Below are 16,124 nucleotides of genomic sequence, written 5' to 3' on the forward strand. Positions count from 1 at the left end.
GGCCGGCCAACGGCCGGCGCTACCGGGTGAAGGCCAATCGTTGGTCGACCTTCACCCCTTGAACCGAAGCCCCACCCCGGGCTCGGTGAACAGGTAGCGCGAGTCCAGCGCCGAATCACCCAGCTTGTGGCGCAGCTTGCCCACCAGGATGCGCAGATAGTGCGTGTCGTGCTGGTGGGTCGGCCCCCAAATCTCGGCCAGGATCTGCGGCTGGGTCACTACCCGGCCGGCGTTGCGCAGCAGCAGCGAAAGCAACGCGTACTCCTTGCGGGTCAACGCCACGGGCGCGCCGTCCAGGTGCACTTCGCGGCGCACCAGGTCGATATGCAGGTGGCCGTCATCGAAATGCGGCAACACTCCATCGGCCGATACCGTGCGCGTGCGCAGCAGCGCACGCACCCGCGCCATCAGCTCCTGGGTGCCGAACGGCTTGGTCACGTAGTCGTTGGCGCCGTTGTCCAGTGCCAGCACCTTCTCGGTTTCGCTGGCGCGCACCGTCAGCATGATCACCGGCACCTGGCTCCACTGGCGCAGCTCGGCCAGCACCTGGTGGCCTTCCATGTCCGGCAGGCCGATGTCCAGGATGACCAGGTCGGCGCCTTCGCCCACCAGCTGCTCCAGCCCCGCCTGCCCGGTCGCGGCCTGCAGCACCCGGTAACCCTGCGCGCGCAGGCTGATGTCGAGGAAGCGGCGGATCTGCGCTTCATCGTCGATCACCAGCACGCGCGCCGGTGGCACGCCATGGGAAGGGTCAGGAATCGTCGGGGTCATCGGCAGGGTGGGGTTGCAGCAGGGGGAGCGTGATGCGGATCAGGGTACCGCGTCCGTCGCGGCCCGGCAGCGCCTGCACGCTGCCGCCGTGCGCGCCGACCATGCCCTGGGTGATGGTCAGGCCGAGCCCGGTGCCATGCCGGCCGCGGTCGCCGCGCTCCACGCTGTAGAACATGTCGAAGATGCGCGCGCGTTCGTCATCGGGAATGCCGGGGCCGGCGTCGAGCACATCGATGCGCAGCTCGCCGTCCACCAGCCGCGCCTGTACTTCCACCGCCGCGCCGGGCGGGGAGAACTTCGCTGCGTTCTCCATCACGTTGAACACCGCCTGTTCCACCAGTGCAGGGTGCACCCAGATCGGCCCCAGCGTGCTGGGAATATCCAGCTGCAACCGCACGTCCGGCTGGTAGCGCTGCAGGCGGCGCGCGGCCGAGCCCACCAGCTCGTCCACGCCGATCCAGTCGCGGTTGATCTTCAGCCCTTCGTGGCCCAGCCGGGTCATGTCCAGCAGGTTCTGGATGTAGCGGTCCAGCCGCTCGCCTTCGACCAGGATGGTATCCAGCAGTGCGCGGCGGTCGCTGGCATCCATCGCCTCGGCATAATTGGACAGGCTGTCGGCCGAGCCGATCATTGCCGCCAGCGGCGAGCGCAGGTCGTGCGAGACCGACGACAGCAGTGCCGACCGCAGCCGCTCGGTCTCGTTGCTCACGTGCGCCTTTTCCAGGTCGGCCACCAGCCGCGTGCGCAGCGCGGCCTGGGCGATGTCATCCACCATCGCCTCGGCCAGCTGGCGCTGCTCCGGGGTCAGGCGCGGGGCGTTGCGCGGGAAGCGCATGCCGGCCACGCCGATGGCGCGCTCGTCGCCATCCAGCAGGGGCAGGAACCACCACTCCGCGCCGGCCAGCGTGTCGGTGAAGCGGCCGCTGGGCTGGCCGTGGCGGTGCGCCCAGTCGGCCGCGGCCAGATCGGTGTCGCCCGGCGCAGCACTGCCGCTGGTGCTGGTATCGGCGCCGATGCGCAGCCAGGCCGGTGCATCCAGTGCCTGTTCCAGCGCTTCGCGCCCGGCCTGCGCCACTGCTTCGTTGTTGGGGGCACGGGTCAGCTGGCCCCCCAGCACCTGGCGCGCGTTAGCATGCCGGTTGGCCGCGCGCAGTGCCACCACCTGCATGCGCAGGCGCGAGGCCAACCGCCCGGCCACCAGCGCCGCCACCAGGAACAGGAACACGGTGATCACGCCCTGGCGCGCGCTGATCGCGAAGGTGAAGCGCGGGGCGATGAAGAAGAAGTTGTAGGCGAGGAAGCACAGTGCCGCGGCCATCACCGCCGCACTGGTGCGGCTGCGCGCGGCCACCACCACCACCGCCACAATGAACACCATCGACAGGTCGTACAGCCCCACCCAGCGTTCGGCCACCAGCGCCACCAGGCAGGCCAGCGCGGTGGCCACCAGCGCCAGCACGGTGTCGCGGCCGGTGCTCAGCGTGGGCATCGACAACCCATGGCGGCGCGCACGCGCACGCGCCTGCGGGGTGCCGATGATGGTGATTTCAAAGTGCGCGCCGCGCTGGATCAACTGCTGGGTCAGCGTGCGGTTGAGCATGCGTGCGAACGGCCGTTCGCGGGTGCGGCCCAGCACCAGCGTGGACACGCTGTTGTGCGCGGCGTGGTCGAGCAGCGCATCGGCAATGCTGGGCCCATGCAGCAGCTCGGCCTCGCCGCCCAGCCGCCGCGCCAGTGCGAACGCCGCATCGATCTCGCGGCGGGTGCTGTCGTCTTCGCGGCGACGCTGCACGGTCACTACGGTCCAGGGCGCATCGCGGCGCTCGGCAATGCGCCGGCCCACGCGCACCAGGTACTCGCTCTGGCCGCCGCCATCGATCGCCACCAGCACCCGCCGGCGCAGCGGCAGGTTGCCTTCCCCGCGCGCGGCGCGGGTTTCACGCAGGCTGTTGTCGACCCGGTCGGCCGCCTCCTGCATCGCCAGCTCGCGCAGCGCGGTCAGGTTGGCGGGCGAGAAGAACGCCTGCAGCGCCTGCGCGGCTTGTTCGGGCACGTACACCTTGCCCTGCTGCAGGCGCTCGATCAGTTCGCGCGGCGGCAGGTCCACCAGCACGATATCGTGCAGGCGGTCCAGCACCGCATCGGGCACGGTCTCGCTGACCCGCACCCCGGTGATGCGCATCACCACATCGTTGAGGCTTTCCAGGTGCTGGATGTTGAGCGTGGTCCAGACGTCGATGCCGGCGTCCAGCAGCTCCATCACATCCTGCCAGCGCCGCTCGTGGCGGCTGCCCGGCACGTTGCGGTGGGCCAGCTCGTCCACCAGCACCAGCGCCGGGCGGCGGGCCAGCACCGCATCCAGGTCCATTTCCTGCAGCGCATGCTGCTGGTACTCGCGCTGCAGCAGCGGCACCTGCGGCAGGCCCTCCAGCAGCGCCGAGGTCTCGGCGCGGCCGTGGGTTTCCACCAGCCCCACCACCACGTCCACGCCGCGGCGCAGCTGCTCGTGCGCACGGCCGAGCATGCTGTAGGTCTTGCCCACGCCGGGGGCGGCGCCCAGGAATACGGTGAGCTTGCCGCCGGCCTCGCGCTGCAGGCTCTCCACCAGTGCGTCGGCCTGTCGGGTGCGGGAGTCGGTCATGGGTAGGGATTGTGCACCGGTCGGCCTTCATCCAGCGCCATGTTCAAGGTCATCACGTTCACCCTGGGCTGCCCGAACACGCCCCATTGCGGGCCCTGCGTATGCGCCTTCACCAGCGCCTGCACCTGTTCCACGCTGAGGCCGCGGTTGCCCGCCACGCGCTTGACCTGCACCGCAGCCGCAGCCGGCGACAGCTCGGGGTCCATGCCCGCGCCGGACTGGGTCACAAGATCACCGGGCACCTCATCCACGGCAATGCCTTCGCGCGCTGCCACGGCCCGGGTCGCCTCGGCGACGCGTTCCTGCAGGGCAGGGTTGCTGCGCGCCAGGTTGCTGCCGGCGGCGGCCATCGGGTCGTAGTTGGCCGCCGACGGGCGCGTCTGGAAGTAGCCGTCGCCCACGAACGGCTGGGCCACCAGGCGCGAGCCGCGCACCTGGTGATTGTCCAGCAGCAGGCTGCCTTCGGCCTGCACGGGGAACAACGCGGCACTGATGCCGGTGGTGGCCACGGCATACGCCAGGCCGAGCAGCAGCAGGCTGGCCACGCCCAGGCCGATGGCCGGGCGCAGCGCACCCGTGTGCTGCAATGACACCGGAGTGGCGGCGCGCGCACGCGCCGGGCGGGAAAGCGAAGCAGCAGCGGAGCGGTTCATGCGCCAAATACCGAGAAGAGGAGGAGGTCGATCAGCTTGATGGCCGCGAACGGCAGCAGCACGCCGCCCAGCCCGTACACCAGCATGTTCCGGCGCAGCAGCGCGGTGGCCGTGGCCGGGCGGAAGCGCACGCCACGCAGGGCGAGCGGAATCAGGGCCGGAATCACCAGCGCGTTGAAGATCAGCGCCGCCAGCACCGCGTTGCGCGGGCTGGACAGGTGCATCACGTTCAACGTGGCCATGGCCGGCAGGGTGGCGGCGAACAGCGCCGGCAGGATCGCGAAGTACTTGGAGACGTCGTTGGCCAGCGAGAACGTGGTCAGCGCACCGCGCGTGATCAACTGCTGCTTGCCCACTTCCACCACCGCCAGCAGCTTGGTCGGGTCCGAATCCAGGTCCACCATGTTGCCGGCTTCCTTGGCCGCCTGCGTGCCCGAGTTCATCGCCAGGCCGATGTCGGCCTGGGCCAGTGCGGGTGCGTCGTTGGTGCCGTCGCCCACCATCGCCACCAGCCGGCCACCGGCCTGTTCGGCGCGGATGCGGGCCAGCTTGTCTTCCGGGCGCGCTTCGGCGATGTAATCGTCCACGCCGGCTTCGGCCGCAATCGCCGCGGCGGTAAGCGGGTTGTCGCCGGTGATCATCACCGTGCGGATACCCATCGCGCGCAGCTGCGCGAACTTCTCGCGCATGCCGTGCTTGACCACGTCACTCAGCTCGATCACGCCCAGCACGTGGCGACCTTCGCACACCACCAGCGGGGTAGCGCCGTTGCGTGCCACCTGCTCCACCCGCCCGGCCAGCTCGGCCGGAACCGTGCCGCCCAGCTCGCGGACATATGCAGTGATCGCATCGGCCGCGCCCTTGCGGATGCGCCGGCCGCCGTCCAGGTCCACGCCGGACATGCGGGTCTGCGCGCTGAAAGCGAGGTAGTCCGCGCGGTCGGGCTCAGCGGTGGTGCAGCCCTGCTCGCGTGCCAGCCGCACCACCGACTTGCCTTCCGGGGTCGGGTCGGCCAGCGACGACAGCAGCGCCGCTTCTCGAAGCTGTGTCGCTTCAATGCCGGCCAGCGCATGGAAGTGGGTCGCCTGGCGGTCGCCGTGGGTGATGGTGCCGGTCTTGTCCAGCAGCAGCACGTCGACGTCGCCGGCCACTTCCACTGCCTTGCCCGATTTGGCCAGGATGTTGGCCGCCAGCGCACGGTTCATGCCGGCGATGCCGATGGCCGGCAGCAGCCCGCCGATGGTGGTCGGAATCAGGCATACCAGCAGCGCGATCAGCAGCAGCGGGTCGACCTTGACCCCGACGAAGGCGCCGATGGCGGGCAGGGTTGCCACCACCACCAGGAAGGTCAGCGTCATCGCGGCCAGCAGCAGGGTCAGCGCCACTTCGTTCGGCGTCTTCTGCCGGTTGGCGCCTTCCACCAGCGCGATCATCCGGTCCAGGAAGCTGTGGCCCGGCTCGGCGGTGATCTTCACGATGATCTGGTCCGACAGCACCTTGGTGCCACCGATCACGCCGCTGCGGTCGGTACCCGCCTCGCGCAGCACCGGTGCCGATTCACCGGTCACCGCCGCTTCGTTGATGGTCGCAAGGCCCTGCACGATCTCGCCATCGGCCGGCACCAGCTCGCCGGCACTGACGATCACATGGTCGCCCGGGCGCAGCTCGGCGGCCGGCACCTGGGTTTCGCTGGCCCCGGCATGGGCGGCGGCCAGCCGGCGCGCGCTCAGGTCCTGGCGGGCACGCCGCAGCGAGGCGGCCTGGCCGCGGCCGCGCGCCTCGGCCACCGCTTCGGCGAAGTTGCCGAACAGCACGGTCAACAGCAGGATCGCGGTCACCACCAGGCCGAAGCCGAGCGGCGCGTTGCCGGTCAGCGTGACCAGCAGGCTCACCAGCGTGCCCACCATCACCACCGCCATCACCGGGCTGTGCACCAGGTGGCGCGGCGACAGTTTGATCACCGCATCGCGCAAAGCCCGGCGCAGGCCGGCTGCGTCGAGCAGGCGCGGGCGGCGGGAAGGAGCTGCATTCAAGGGATAGGTACTCATGGTTTCACGTCTCAGCGCAGCGTCAGCGACAGGTGGTCGGCAACCGGGCCCAGCACCAGCGCCGGCATGAACTGCAATACGGTCAGGATGACGATCAGCGCGATCAGGGTCAGCGCGAAGGTCGGGGTTTCAATCTGCAGCGTGCCGGCCGATTCCGGCGCACGCCGCTTGGCGGCCAGCTGGGCACAGACGATCAACGGAATCACCAGCACCGGGTAGCGGCCCAGCAGCAGCACCAGGGTGCAGCTCAGGTTCCACCACGGGGTGGCATCGCCCAGCCCTTCAAAGCCCGAGCCGTTGTTGGCGAATGCCGATACGTACTCGTAGAACACCTGGCTCACCCCATGGAACGCGGGGTTGGAGGTGCCGGTGATCGACGGAATGGCCAGGGTGATCGCGGTGAACGCCAGGATGGTGATCGGCTGCAGCAGCACCAGCAGCGCCAGCAGCTTCACCTGCGGGGTTTCCAGCTTGCGGCCCAGCAGCTCGGGCGTGCGCCCGGTCATCAGCCCGGCCAGGAACACGCCCAGCAGCAGGTACACGATGAACTGCTGCAGGCCGCAGCCGATGCCGCCCCAGATCGCGTTGATCAACATGTTGACCATCGGCACCGCGCCGGCCAGCGGGCTCAGCGAGTCATGCATGCCGTTGACCGAGCCATTGGAAACCTGGGTGGTGATCGCCGCCCACAGCCCCGTGCCGTCCGCGCCGAAGCGCACTTCCTTGCCTTCCATCAGCAGCGGGCTGGCAGCGGTGGCCGAATGGCCCTCCAGCCACACCGTGGCGGCGATCGACACGCTCGACATCGCCAGCATGCAGCCGAACACCAGCGCCGCCAGGCGCTTGCGACCGGTGAACGCACCCAGCATGAACACCACGGCGATCGGGATCAGCAGGATGCCGATCAGCTCCAGCGCGTTGGACAGCGGGGTCGGGTTCTCCAGCGGCATGCTGCTGTTGGGGCCGTACCAGCCACCGCCATTGGTGCCCAGCTGCTTGGCCGCCACCATCGCCGCGACCGGGCCCAGCGGCAGTTTCTGGGTTTCCATGCCCGCGGCTGCATCGATCGGCGTGGCGGTCGGGCCACCGGCCAACGTCGAGGGCACGCCCTGGCTGGTCAGCAGCACCGCCCACAGCAGGCACAGCGGCAGCATGAAGCGCACGCACGAACGCACCACGTCGGCGTAGTAGTTGCCCACGTCGATCTGGCGGTCTGCCGGCAGGGTGTCCGCACTCGCATCGGCCGCCGGTGCGGCGCCGAACAGCGCACGCAGCGTGGCCACCACCAGTGCCAGCCCCATCATCGGGGTGACCACCTGCAGGCCGGTGATCGCGGTCATCTGCGAGAAGTAGGACAGCTGCGCCTGGCCGGAGTAATGCTGCTGGTTGGTGTTGGTCAGGAACGACACCATCGTGTGCAGCGCCGTATCCCAGCGCATGTTGGGAATCTGGTCGGGGTTGAACGGCAGCCAGGCCTGGGTCATGAAGACCGCCTGCACCAGCACGGCAATGACCAGGTTGCTGAGCAGGAACGCGCCCACATAGCCACGCCAGGACATCCCGCGCGCCGGGTTCACGCCCAGCACGCGGTACAGCGGCTTTTCAATCCAGCCGAACAGCGCGTCGCCGCGCATCGGCCCACCGCGCATCACCCGGGCCAGATACAGCCCAAGCGGAAAGGCCAGCACGATGCTGGCCAGCACAATCAACAGAATCTCGGTCATGGTCGGCTCCGGTCAGAACTTTTCGGGCGCAAGCACGACGTACAGCAGGTAGGCGGCGGCAACGAGCACCAGCACGCCGCTCACGAAGGAAAGCCAGGCAGGCACGGGGCGTTCTCAGTAGTAGGGAAGGGAGGCCGCCATCGTGTTCCCCAACGGCGTAAACGCTCCACGCCTGCCCCGTGCCCAACCCGTAAAAAGTGCATAAAAAAAGGCGGATGCCCGCGCATCCGCCCTTTCGCTGCTATCAACTCACCCGCGCGGGTCGGTAGAAACACCCTTCAACAACCGGTACCGCTGCAGGGTTTCCTCGATCTCCACATCCAGCGCCTTGCGCTGCTCCACGTAGGAGTCCTGCATGCGCTTCTGCGCCACCAGTTCGGCGTGGCGCAGGCGGATGTCCTCGGCCTGCTTGGGCGCCACCGGCTGGCCGGCCAGTTCGCGGTCGCCCGCGCTGCCGAGCAGGGTCACCAGCGCGCTGCGCAGGCTGGCCACGTTGTAATTGGCCGTCTGCACGTTGTTGTCGAGGATCCCGGTGCGCTCCACGAACACCCGGCGCAGGTCGGCCTCGTCCTGATAAGTGGACAGCATGGCCTGCTCGGTGCGCTGGCGGGTATCTTCAGCGGCCTGGTCGAGCTGGCGCTGCGCGGCGGCCACGGCGGCATCGGCGCGCTCCTGCTCGGTCAGGGTGCGGTCCACCCCGCCCTTGCGCAGGCCGCTGTTGACGCTGAACTCCTCACGGGCGCTGTTCACCGCGTCCTGGGGCAGGGCATCGCTGCAGATCCGCTCCTTGCCCTCGTTCCAGCAGAACAGCTTCTTCGGTTTGGCCGGCGTGTTGCTGTGTTTGCTCTGGGCCTGGGCCGTGAGCACAGGCGCGGCCAGCAACAGGCCAATGATGGTGAACGTGGCAATCCTGGACATGGGAGCCCCCTGCTCTCAACGCGTAGGACGGCTGCCGTAACGGGACCGATAGTCCTCCAGCGGCTGCCGGTACCCCACAAGTTCCGGATTTCCGGAGGCAAAATCAAGCAGGTCGGCCAGCGTGGCCACGGCCACCACCGGAATGCCGGCCTCTTCGGCCACGGCCTGGGCGGCCGAACGGCGGTCGTCTTCCGAGGCGATTTCCTGGCGGTCCAGCGCCACCACGATGCCGGCCGGGGTGCCGCCAGCCTGCTTGATGATGCCCAGCGCCTCGCGGATGGCGGTGCCGGCGGTGATCACATCGTCCACGATCAGCACGCGCTTGCCGTTCATGTCCGCGCCGATCAGGTTGCCGCCTTCACCGTGGGTCTTGGCTTCCTTGCGGTTGAAGCTCAACGGCAGGTCGCGGCCGCGCTGGGCGAATTCACAGGCGGTGGCGGTGGCCAGCGGAATGCCTTTGTAGGCCGGGCCGAACACCACGTCGAACTTCAACCCGGTGGCTTCCACCGCATCGGCGTAGCAGGCGGCCAGCTGGACCATGCTGGCGCCCGAATCGAAGCGGCCGGCATTGAAGAAATAGGGGCTCAGGCGGCCCGACTTGAGGGTGAACTGGCCAAAACGCAGCGCATCGGCGGTCAAGGCCAGCTGCAGGAAACGGTGACGGTGGTCGCTCATCTAACGCTCTATTCAATTCTCTTGGAGCGCAGATCGTAAAGCATGACCGGCAATTCAGGCTCGCGACCGGCCGCCGCAGGCCCCTGCAATGGCCGGATCCGGCCAGCCGATGGGCCGGGCAACCCGGTATGCTTTGCCCGTTACGTACCAGACCCGGGTCAGCATGCGCATCATCAGTTTCAACGCCAATGGCATCCGTTCCGCCGCCACCAAGGGTTTCCTCGAGTGGTTCCGTGCCCAGGATGCCGACGTGCTCTGCATCCAGGAGACCAAGGCCCAGGAAGACCAGCTGACCGATCCCATGTTCCGCCCGGACGGCCACCACTGCTTCTACCGTGACGCGATCACCAAGAAGGGCTACAGCGGCGTGGCCATCTACAGCAAGCGTGAGCCCGACCAGGTCATCACCTCGCTGGGCTGGGCCCCGTTCGACGACGAAGGCCGCTACATCGAAGCCCGCTACGGCAACCTCAGCGTGGTGTCCTTCTATATCCCCTCCGGCAGCTCCGGCGACCTGCGCCAGGGTTTCAAGTACGAAGTGATGGAGTGGCTGCGCCCGATCCTGGCCCAGTGGCTGGCCAGCGGCCGCGACTACGTGCTGTGCGGGGACTGGAACATCGTCCGCTCCGCGCTGGACATCAAGAACTGGAAATCCAACCAGAAGAACTCCGGCTGCCTGCCGCCCGAACGCGACTGGCTCAATGGCCAGTGCGTGGATGCCGGCCAGGCGCTGGACGTGGCCGGCGGCCAGGGCTGGACCGACGCCTACCGCCTGCTGCACCCCACCGGCGAGGATTACACCTGGTGGAGCAACCGCGGCGCGGCCCGCGCCAACAACGTCGGCTGGCGCATCGATTACCAGTTCGTCAGCCCCGGCCTGCGCGATCGCCTGCGTGGCTGCTCGATCTACCGCGATGAACGCTTCTCCGACCATGCCCCGTTCACGGTGGACTACGCCCCATGAGTGAAGCGGCCGCCAAGCCCCGTCGCCCGTGGCAGCGGGTGCTGGCCAACCTGCGCGAGCGCAAGGTGCTGGCCATGCTGCTGCTGGGTTTCAGCTCCGGCCTGCCGATCTACCTGGTGGGCAACACGCTCGGCTTCTGGATGCGCAAGGAAGGCATCGAGCTGGACACCATCGGCTTCCTGTCGTGGGTGGGCCTGGCCTATTCGATGAAGTTCCTGTGGGCGCCGATCGTGGACAAGGTCGACGCCCCGCTGCTGGGCCGCTTCGGCCGCCGCCGCGGCTGGATGCTGCTGTCCCAGGCGGTGGTGGCCGCCGCCCTGATCGGCATGGCCGTGGTCCATCCCAAGGGTGGCCAGATCCTGATTCTGGGCATCGCCTGGGAACACATGCTGGTGTTCGGGATCATGGCCACCGTGGTGGCCTTCGCTTCGGCCACACAGGACATCGTCATCGACGCCTGGCGCATTGAAAGTGCCGACAACAGCGAACAGCTGGGCCTGCTCACCTCCACCGCCGCGCTCGGCTACCGCACCGCGCTGCTGGTGACCGATGCGCTGATCCTGCTGATCGCCGCCCGCGTGGGCTGGCAGATGTCCTACGAAATCATGGCCGGCCTGATGGCCTTGGGCGTGGTGGCGGTGGTGATGGCGCGCGAACCGGTGCGCGCGCAGATCGCCGTGCAGACCCAGGCGGCCCCGCTGTGGACCCCGCGCGGGTTGTTCGATGCACTGGTCGGGCCGTTCATTGCCTTCGTCCGCGAACACCGCAGCGGCGCCATCCTGATCCTGCTGGCCATCAGCGTGTACCGCATGGCCGATTTCATCATGGGCCCGATGGCCAACCCGTTCTACGTCGACCTTGGCCTGACCGAAGAGACGGTGGGCGCGGTGCGCAGCTCGGTCGGCCTGATCGCCACCTTTGTCGGTATTGCCGCCGCCGGACTGGTCTCGGTGCGCTGGGGCGTGCTGGCCACCCTTCTGGTGGGCGCCGTGCTGGGCCCGGCCTCGAACCTGGCGTTTGCCTGGCTGGCCTACGTCGGGCCGGACCCGACCAGCTTCGCCATCGCCATGGCCATCGACAACCTCTCGGGCGGGTTTGCCGGCACCGCGCTGATCGCCTACATGTCCAGCCTCACCAGCATCGGCTACACCGCCACCCAGTACGCCCTGCTCAGCTCGTTCTATGCCATGCCCGGCAAGGCGCTGAAGGGTCTCTCAGGCTGGGCGGTGCAGTCGTTGGCCCAGGGCCGCACCCTGCTGGAAGGCTACGCGCTCTTCTTCGTCGGCACCGCGCTGATCGCCATCCCGGTGGTGATCCTGTGCGCCCTGCTGATCGTGCAGCAGCGCCGGCACCTGCGCGCGGCCAGCTGAGGGGTGCTTGCCCGTACCCCCCGGCTGGGCCATCATCGAACCCGTTGTGCCGTGGGGGCGGTGCGTTGCCAACGGGGGAATACACATGGTTGATCTGGTGCTGCGCGATCTCGATCCGCTGCTGAACGAGCGCATCCGCCGGGTCGCCGTCGCACGCGGCTGGACCCGCGAACACACCTGCGTGGTCCTGCTCGAGCAGGGCCTGTTCGCCAGCGAACTGGAAGTCCGCAGCGGCTTCCACGACCCCGAAGTGAATGCCCTGGCCGACGCAATAGCAGCCCTGCAGGCGCTGCCGGACGTAAAGGCGTTCTAGGCAGCACCCATCATGCTGGGTGAATGGCGCCCAATATCCGCGGCCCGCGCGCCCCGGTCACGCTGGGCAGGTTGCCCGGCAACCCCTGCAGCGTCCGGTGCGCCAACCACGCAAACCCCATCGCTTCCAGGTAGTCCGGGTCCAGCCCGTGCACTGCGCTGGACTCGACCACCACCCCCGGCAACCGCGCGCTGAGTCTGCGCAGCAGCTGCGGGTTGCGAACACCGCCGCCGCACACCAGCACCCGCGTTGCTTCCGGCAGGTGGGCCAGCAGCGCGTCGGCCACCGTGGCCGCCGTCAGTTCCAGCAGCGTCGCCTGCACATCCGCCGGCGCCAGGGTGCGGCCGGCCATCGCCGCCTCGGCCCACGCCAGATGAAACTGCTCGCGCCCGGTGCTCTTCGGCGGTGGCAGCGCGAACCACGGTTCGGCCCGCCAGTGCTCCAGCAGCGCCTCATCCACCTGCCCGCTGGCCGCAAACGCACCATCGGCATCGAACGGCGTGCCGGTATGCCGCTCGCACCACGCGTCCATCAGCGCATTGGCCGGCCCGGTATCGAAGCCACGCGGGGTGCCCACGCGCGGAATCAGGGTCAGGTTGGCGATCCCGCCCAGGTTCAACACCGCCCGGTCCTCATCGGCCGTGCCCAGCATCGCCAGGTGGAAGGCCGGCATCAGCGGCGCCCCGTGCCCACCGGCGGCCACGTCGCGGCGGCGGAAGTCGGCCACCGTGGTGATGCCGGTCAGCTCGGCAATCCGGTTGGCATCGCCCAGTTGGCAGGTGAACGCCGGATCGGCCAGTGGCCGGTGCCGCACCGTCTGCCCATGCGAACCAATCGCCCGCACCTGCGCCGGGCTCACCCCGGCCTGTTCCAGCAGGCGGTTGGCGGCGGCCGCGAAGGTGATGCCGATCTGCGCATCGATCCGGCCCAGCGTATCCAGTGAGCCCAGCTCGCCGCCTTCGCCCAGCGCCACCAGCTCGGCGCGGATGGCGGGGTCCCAGGGGTGGGTGAGCCCATCGACGAAGCGGCAGCCGCCCTCGGCGGGAAACTGCACCAGCGCGGCATCGATGCCATCGGCGCTGGTGCCGGACATCAGGCCCAGGTAGAGCGGGGTATGCGGATCAGCTGAAGTCATGGCCAGGCGGTTCAACAGGGTGCGTGCAGCTTCCGCGCAACCTGTTGCCGCCGTCAATGCATGCGATCAGCCGCGGCTGCCCTTGGCCGGCTTGGCCGCGCTGGCCGTGGTGGTAGCGGCCTGGTCGGCCTTCGGCGCCGGGCTGGCGTCGGCGTAGATCAGCTTCTCCATGCTCTGGATGCGGGCCAGCGCCGGCGCGGTCTGCGCGCGGAAGGCGACCAGCTCGCTGCCCTGCAGCGGCTCCGGCGGCGGCATCGTCACCGACAGCGGGTTGCGGTGCACGCCGTTGACGCGGAATTCGTAGTGCAGGTGCGGGCCGGTGGCCAGGCCGGTCGAGCCCACGTAGCCGATCACCGTGCCCTGCGCCACGCGCTGGCCGGTCTTGATCTTGCCAAAGCGCGACATGTGCCCGTACAGGGTGGTGTGGCCACGGCCGTGGTCCAGGATCACCACGTTGCCGTAGCCGCGCTGCACGCCGGCGAACTGCACGCGGGCATCGCCGGCGGCCATGATCGGGGTGCCGGTGCGCGCGGCGTAGTCCACGCCCTTGTGCATGCGCATCTTGCCCAGCACCGGGTGCTTGCGCGCCCCGAACGTCGAGCTCAGGCGGGCGAAGGGAATCGGCATGCGGATGAAGCTCTTCTTCAGCGGGCGCCCGCTCACGTCGAAGTACTCGGACTTGCCGTTGCGGTCGAAGCGGAAGCCGCTGTAGGTCTTGCCGCCGGAGGTGAAGGTCGCCGCCAGGATCTTGCTGGTGTCCACCTTTTCGCCTTCGCGCCAGGTTTCATCCATCACCACGCTGAAGCGGTCGCCCGGCTGCAGGTCCTTGGAGAAGTCGATGTCGTACTTGAAGATCTCGTCGGTCATCGTCGCGATGGCCGACGGCGACAGCCCCGCCTTGCGCGCCGCCGCGTACAGCGAACTGGTGATTTCGCCGCTGGTCACCACCCGGCGGGTGGAGCTCTCGCGCTTGCTGACCTTCTCGGTGATCTGTTCGCCCTTCAGCGACAGCTCCACCCGGTTGTCGGCGTCGCGGTCGAAGCGGATCGTGCGCAGCTCCCCGCTCAGCGGCAGGTCGAAGGCGATCTCGGCGCCGGGGCGCAGCTTGGTCAGCGCGTCGCGCGCACCGGGGTGCTCCAGCACCTGGTGCATCACCGTGGGCGAAATGCCGGCCTCGTCGAACAGGTTGCTCAGGGTCTGGCCGCGCTGCACGCGCAGTACCTGCCAGCTGTCGCCCGGCACCTGCTGCAGGCGCTCCTGGGACAGCGGCGGCAAGGGCAGGGCCAGCGTGGAATGGCTGACCGAGTAGGGCGACTCGATGGTGTGCGAGAAGCCGGGGACAATAGTGGCCACCAGGGCGCCGATGGTGGCGAACAGGCTGGCGTGCATCCAGTGGCGGCGGGTCCAGCGCTCATTGAAAGCAGCGGGAAGATGCTGTCGAAGCTTCCGATGCAGGGCGGTGTCGTGGAGAACGTGAAGGCGTTCCTTGAAGCGCTGCTTGCGCGCGCGGCCTTGATCGGTATTCAGCATCGTCGGTGTGTTCCTGGCTGGCCCGGGAGCGCGGGCCCAAACGTCGGTAACATAGACAGGTATAAATATCGCGTCAAACCCTTGTGCCTATTGGCTTTTGTGAAGCGCTTGCGGTTAACTTGTACTTAACGTCATTCATGTAAATAAGGCATCGCCGGGAGTTGCACGTGTCCTCGATTGAACAAGCCCTTGCCCAGATCGGCCGTGGCGCCGATGAAATCCTCAAGATCGAGGAGCTGCGCCAGCGGCTGGAAAGCGGCCGCCCGCTGCGGGTCAAGGCTGGTTTCGACCCCACTGCCCCGGACCTGCATCTGGGCCATACAGTCCTTCTGAACAAGCTGCGTCAGTTCCAGGACCTCGGCCACCAGGTCATCTTCCTGATCGGCGACTTCACCGGGATGATCGGCGACCCCTCGGGCAAGAACGTCACCCGCAAGCCGCTCAGCAAGGACGACGTGCTGGCCAATGCGCGCACCTATGAAGAGCAGGTGTTCAAGGTACTGGACCGCGAAAAGACCGAAGTGCGCTTCAATTCGGAGTGGTTCGGCAAGATGGGCGCGGCCGACATGATCCGCCTGGCCGGCCAGCACACCGTGGCGCGCATGCTCGAGCGCGACGACTTCGCCAAGCGCTATGCGGCCCAGCAGTCCATCGCCCTGCACGAGTTCCTGTACCCGCTGGTGCAGGGTTACGACTCGGTGGCGCTGGAAGCGGACGTCGAACTGGGCGGTACCGACCAGAAGTTCAACCTGCTCATGGGCCGTGGCCTGCAGGAGCACTACGGGCAGAAGCCGCAGATCGTGCTGACCATGCCACTGCTGGAAGGCCTGGACGGCGTGGCCAAGATGTCCAAGTCGCTCAACAACTACATCGGCATCAGCGAACCGGCGATCGACATGGTGACCAAGACCATGAAGATCGGCGACGACCTGATGTGGCGCTGGATCGAGCTGCTTTCCTTCGAGATCAGCCAGGCCGAAGCGGTCAGCCTGCGCGAGCAGGTCGCCGCAGGGACCCTGAACCCGCGTGAGGTGAAGCTGCGCCTCGCGCGTGAGTTGACCACCCGTTTCCACGATGCCGACGCGGCCGAGCTCGCCATTGCCGGCTGGAACGCTGCCGTGACCGGGCAGGGCGATGTGACCCTGTTGCCCCTGCAGGAAGTGGCCATTCCCGCTGAAGGCCTGCGTATTGGTGCATTGCTCACCGCAGCCGGCCTGACCCCGAGCAACTCGGAGGCCTCGCGCAAGCTCAAGGAGCGTGCGGTGAAGGTGGACGGCGAGGTGGTGGACGATGCCCAGCAGCTGTTCATGCCCGGCTTCGAGGGCCTGCTGCAGGTCGGCAAGCGCAACTTTGCACGCGTGCTGCTGGTCGCCGCCTAAGCG

The 16,124-nt window shown here is 68.3% G+C and carries 14 protein-coding genes; 4 read left to right on the forward strand and 10 right to left on the reverse strand.

Features of this window, described 5'->3' with window-relative positions; all coding sequences use genetic code 11:
* Nucleotides 1-51: 51 nt before the first annotated feature.
* The 8 genes from BAY15_RS02535 to pyrE form a co-directional block, all read right to left on the reverse strand.
* Nucleotides 52-771: a response regulator transcription factor gene (locus BAY15_RS02535; RefSeq protein ID WP_068848703.1), complete on the reverse strand. Its 720-nt coding sequence runs from the start codon at nucleotides 769-771 to the stop codon at nucleotides 52-54.
* Nucleotides 752-3,412: a sensor histidine kinase gene (locus BAY15_RS02540; protein WP_068848705.1), complete on the reverse strand. Its 2,661-nt coding sequence runs from the start codon at nucleotides 3,410-3,412 to the stop codon at nucleotides 752-754. Before BAY15_RS02540 ends, BAY15_RS02535 begins: the two co-directional genes overlap by 20 nt.
* Nucleotides 3,409-4,065: a potassium-transporting ATPase subunit KdpC gene (kdpC, locus tag BAY15_RS02545; protein WP_068848707.1), complete on the reverse strand. Its 657-nt coding sequence runs from the start codon at nucleotides 4,063-4,065 to the stop codon at nucleotides 3,409-3,411. Before kdpC ends, BAY15_RS02540 begins: the two co-directional genes overlap by 4 nt.
* Nucleotides 4,062-6,113 carry a potassium-transporting ATPase subunit KdpB gene (gene kdpB, locus BAY15_RS02550; protein ID WP_068848709.1) on the reverse strand — a complete coding sequence of 684 codons (2,052 nt, stop codon included), beginning with the start codon at nucleotides 6,111-6,113 and terminating at the stop codon, nucleotides 4,062-4,064. Before kdpB ends, kdpC begins: the two co-directional genes overlap by 4 nt.
* Nucleotides 6,114-6,124: 11 nt before the next feature.
* Complete coding sequence (kdpA, locus tag BAY15_RS02555; protein WP_068848711.1) at nucleotides 6,125-7,837, reverse strand: potassium-transporting ATPase subunit KdpA; 1,713 nt, start codon at nucleotides 7,835-7,837, stop codon at nucleotides 6,125-6,127.
* Nucleotides 7,838-7,849: 12 nt separating this feature from the next.
* On the reverse strand, nucleotides 7,850-7,942 hold the full coding sequence (locus BAY15_RS02560) for a potassium-transporting ATPase subunit F (RefSeq protein ID WP_068848713.1): 93 nt from the start codon (nucleotides 7,940-7,942) through the stop codon (nucleotides 7,850-7,852).
* A gap of 144 nt (nucleotides 7,943-8,086) precedes the next feature.
* Nucleotides 8,087-8,755, reverse strand: a complete 669-nt coding sequence (locus BAY15_RS02565) for a hypothetical protein (protein ID WP_068848715.1) — start codon at nucleotides 8,753-8,755, stop codon at nucleotides 8,087-8,089.
* Between the two features lie 15 nt (nucleotides 8,756-8,770).
* Complete coding sequence (gene pyrE / locus BAY15_RS02570) at nucleotides 8,771-9,430, reverse strand: orotate phosphoribosyltransferase (protein WP_068848718.1); 660 nt, start codon at nucleotides 9,428-9,430, stop codon at nucleotides 8,771-8,773.
* Between the two features lie 163 nt (nucleotides 9,431-9,593).
* On the opposite strand from pyrE, the gene BAY15_RS02575 reads away from it, so the two are divergent.
* From BAY15_RS02575 to BAY15_RS02585, 3 genes are all read left to right on the forward strand, one after another.
* Nucleotides 9,594-10,394, forward strand: coding sequence for an exodeoxyribonuclease III (locus BAY15_RS02575; RefSeq protein WP_068848720.1), 801 nt, complete (start codon nucleotides 9,594-9,596; stop codon nucleotides 10,392-10,394).
* Nucleotides 10,391-11,764: an AmpG family muropeptide MFS transporter gene (locus tag BAY15_RS02580; RefSeq protein ID WP_068848722.1), complete on the forward strand. Its 1,374-nt coding sequence runs from the start codon at nucleotides 10,391-10,393 to the stop codon at nucleotides 11,762-11,764. The genes BAY15_RS02575 and BAY15_RS02580 overlap by 4 nt, the downstream gene beginning before the upstream one ends.
* Nucleotides 11,765-11,849: 85 nt before the next feature.
* Complete coding sequence (locus tag BAY15_RS02585; RefSeq protein WP_068848724.1) at nucleotides 11,850-12,077, forward strand: hypothetical protein; 228 nt, start codon at nucleotides 11,850-11,852, stop codon at nucleotides 12,075-12,077.
* A 10-nt stretch (nucleotides 12,078-12,087) separates the two neighbouring features.
* Here the strand turns inward: BAY15_RS02585 and BAY15_RS02590 are convergent, their stop codons facing one another.
* Together BAY15_RS02590 and BAY15_RS02595 are read right to left on the reverse strand one after the other, a co-directional pair.
* Nucleotides 12,088-13,212, reverse strand: a complete 1,125-nt coding sequence (locus tag BAY15_RS02590) for an anhydro-N-acetylmuramic acid kinase (protein WP_068848726.1) — start codon at nucleotides 13,210-13,212, stop codon at nucleotides 12,088-12,090.
* 66 nt (nucleotides 13,213-13,278) lie between these two features.
* The gene (locus BAY15_RS02595) at nucleotides 13,279-14,742 is read right to left on the reverse strand and encodes a M23 family metallopeptidase (protein WP_068848728.1); all 1,464 of its coding nucleotides are present in this window, start codon (nucleotides 14,740-14,742) and stop codon (nucleotides 13,279-13,281) included.
* Nucleotides 14,743-14,909: 167 nt separating this feature from the next.
* Between BAY15_RS02595 and tyrS the strand changes: the two genes are divergently transcribed.
* Nucleotides 14,910-16,121, forward strand: a complete 1,212-nt coding sequence (tyrS, locus tag BAY15_RS02600) for a tyrosine--tRNA ligase (RefSeq protein ID WP_068854513.1) — start codon at nucleotides 14,910-14,912, stop codon at nucleotides 16,119-16,121.
* Nucleotides 16,122-16,124: the final 3 nt, after the last annotated feature.

The sequence above is a fragment of the Stenotrophomonas rhizophila genome, assembly GCF_001704155.1.
Taxonomy (GTDB): domain Bacteria; phylum Pseudomonadota; class Gammaproteobacteria; order Xanthomonadales; family Xanthomonadaceae; genus Stenotrophomonas; species Stenotrophomonas rhizophila_A.

Bases quoted from the DNA above. Each gene is read 5' to 3' on its own strand.
- BAY15_RS02535 (WP_068848703.1), bottom strand. From the start codon at position 771: ATGACCCCGACGATTCCTGACCCTTCCCATGGCGTGCCACCGGCGCGC.
- BAY15_RS02540 (WP_068848705.1), bottom strand. From the start codon at position 3,412: ATGACCGACTCCCGCACCCGACAGGCCGACGCACTGGTGGAGAGCCTG.
- kdpC (WP_068848707.1), bottom strand. From the start codon at position 4,065: ATGAACCGCTCCGCTGCTGCTTCGCTTTCCCGCCCGGCGCGTGCGCGC.
- kdpB (WP_068848709.1), bottom strand. From the start codon at position 6,113: ATGAGTACCTATCCCTTGAATGCAGCTCCTTCCCGCCGCCCGCGCCTG.
- kdpA (WP_068848711.1), bottom strand. From the start codon at position 7,837: ATGACCGAGATTCTGTTGATTGTGCTGGCCAGCATCGTGCTGGCCTTT.
- BAY15_RS02565 (WP_068848715.1), bottom strand. From the start codon at position 8,755: ATGTCCAGGATTGCCACGTTCACCATCATTGGCCTGTTGCTGGCCGCG.
- pyrE (WP_068848718.1), bottom strand. From the start codon at position 9,430: ATGAGCGACCACCGTCACCGTTTCCTGCAGCTGGCCTTGACCGCCGAT.
- BAY15_RS02575 (WP_068848720.1), top strand. From the start codon at position 9,594: ATGCGCATCATCAGTTTCAACGCCAATGGCATCCGTTCCGCCGCCACC.
- BAY15_RS02580 (WP_068848722.1), top strand. From the start codon at position 10,391: ATGAGTGAAGCGGCCGCCAAGCCCCGTCGCCCGTGGCAGCGGGTGCTG.
- BAY15_RS02585 (WP_068848724.1), top strand. From the start codon at position 11,850: ATGGTTGATCTGGTGCTGCGCGATCTCGATCCGCTGCTGAACGAGCGC.
- BAY15_RS02590 (WP_068848726.1), bottom strand. From the start codon at position 13,212: ATGACTTCAGCTGATCCGCATACCCCGCTCTACCTGGGCCTGATGTCC.
- BAY15_RS02595 (WP_068848728.1), bottom strand. From the start codon at position 14,742: ATGCTGAATACCGATCAAGGCCGCGCGCGCAAGCAGCGCTTCAAGGAA.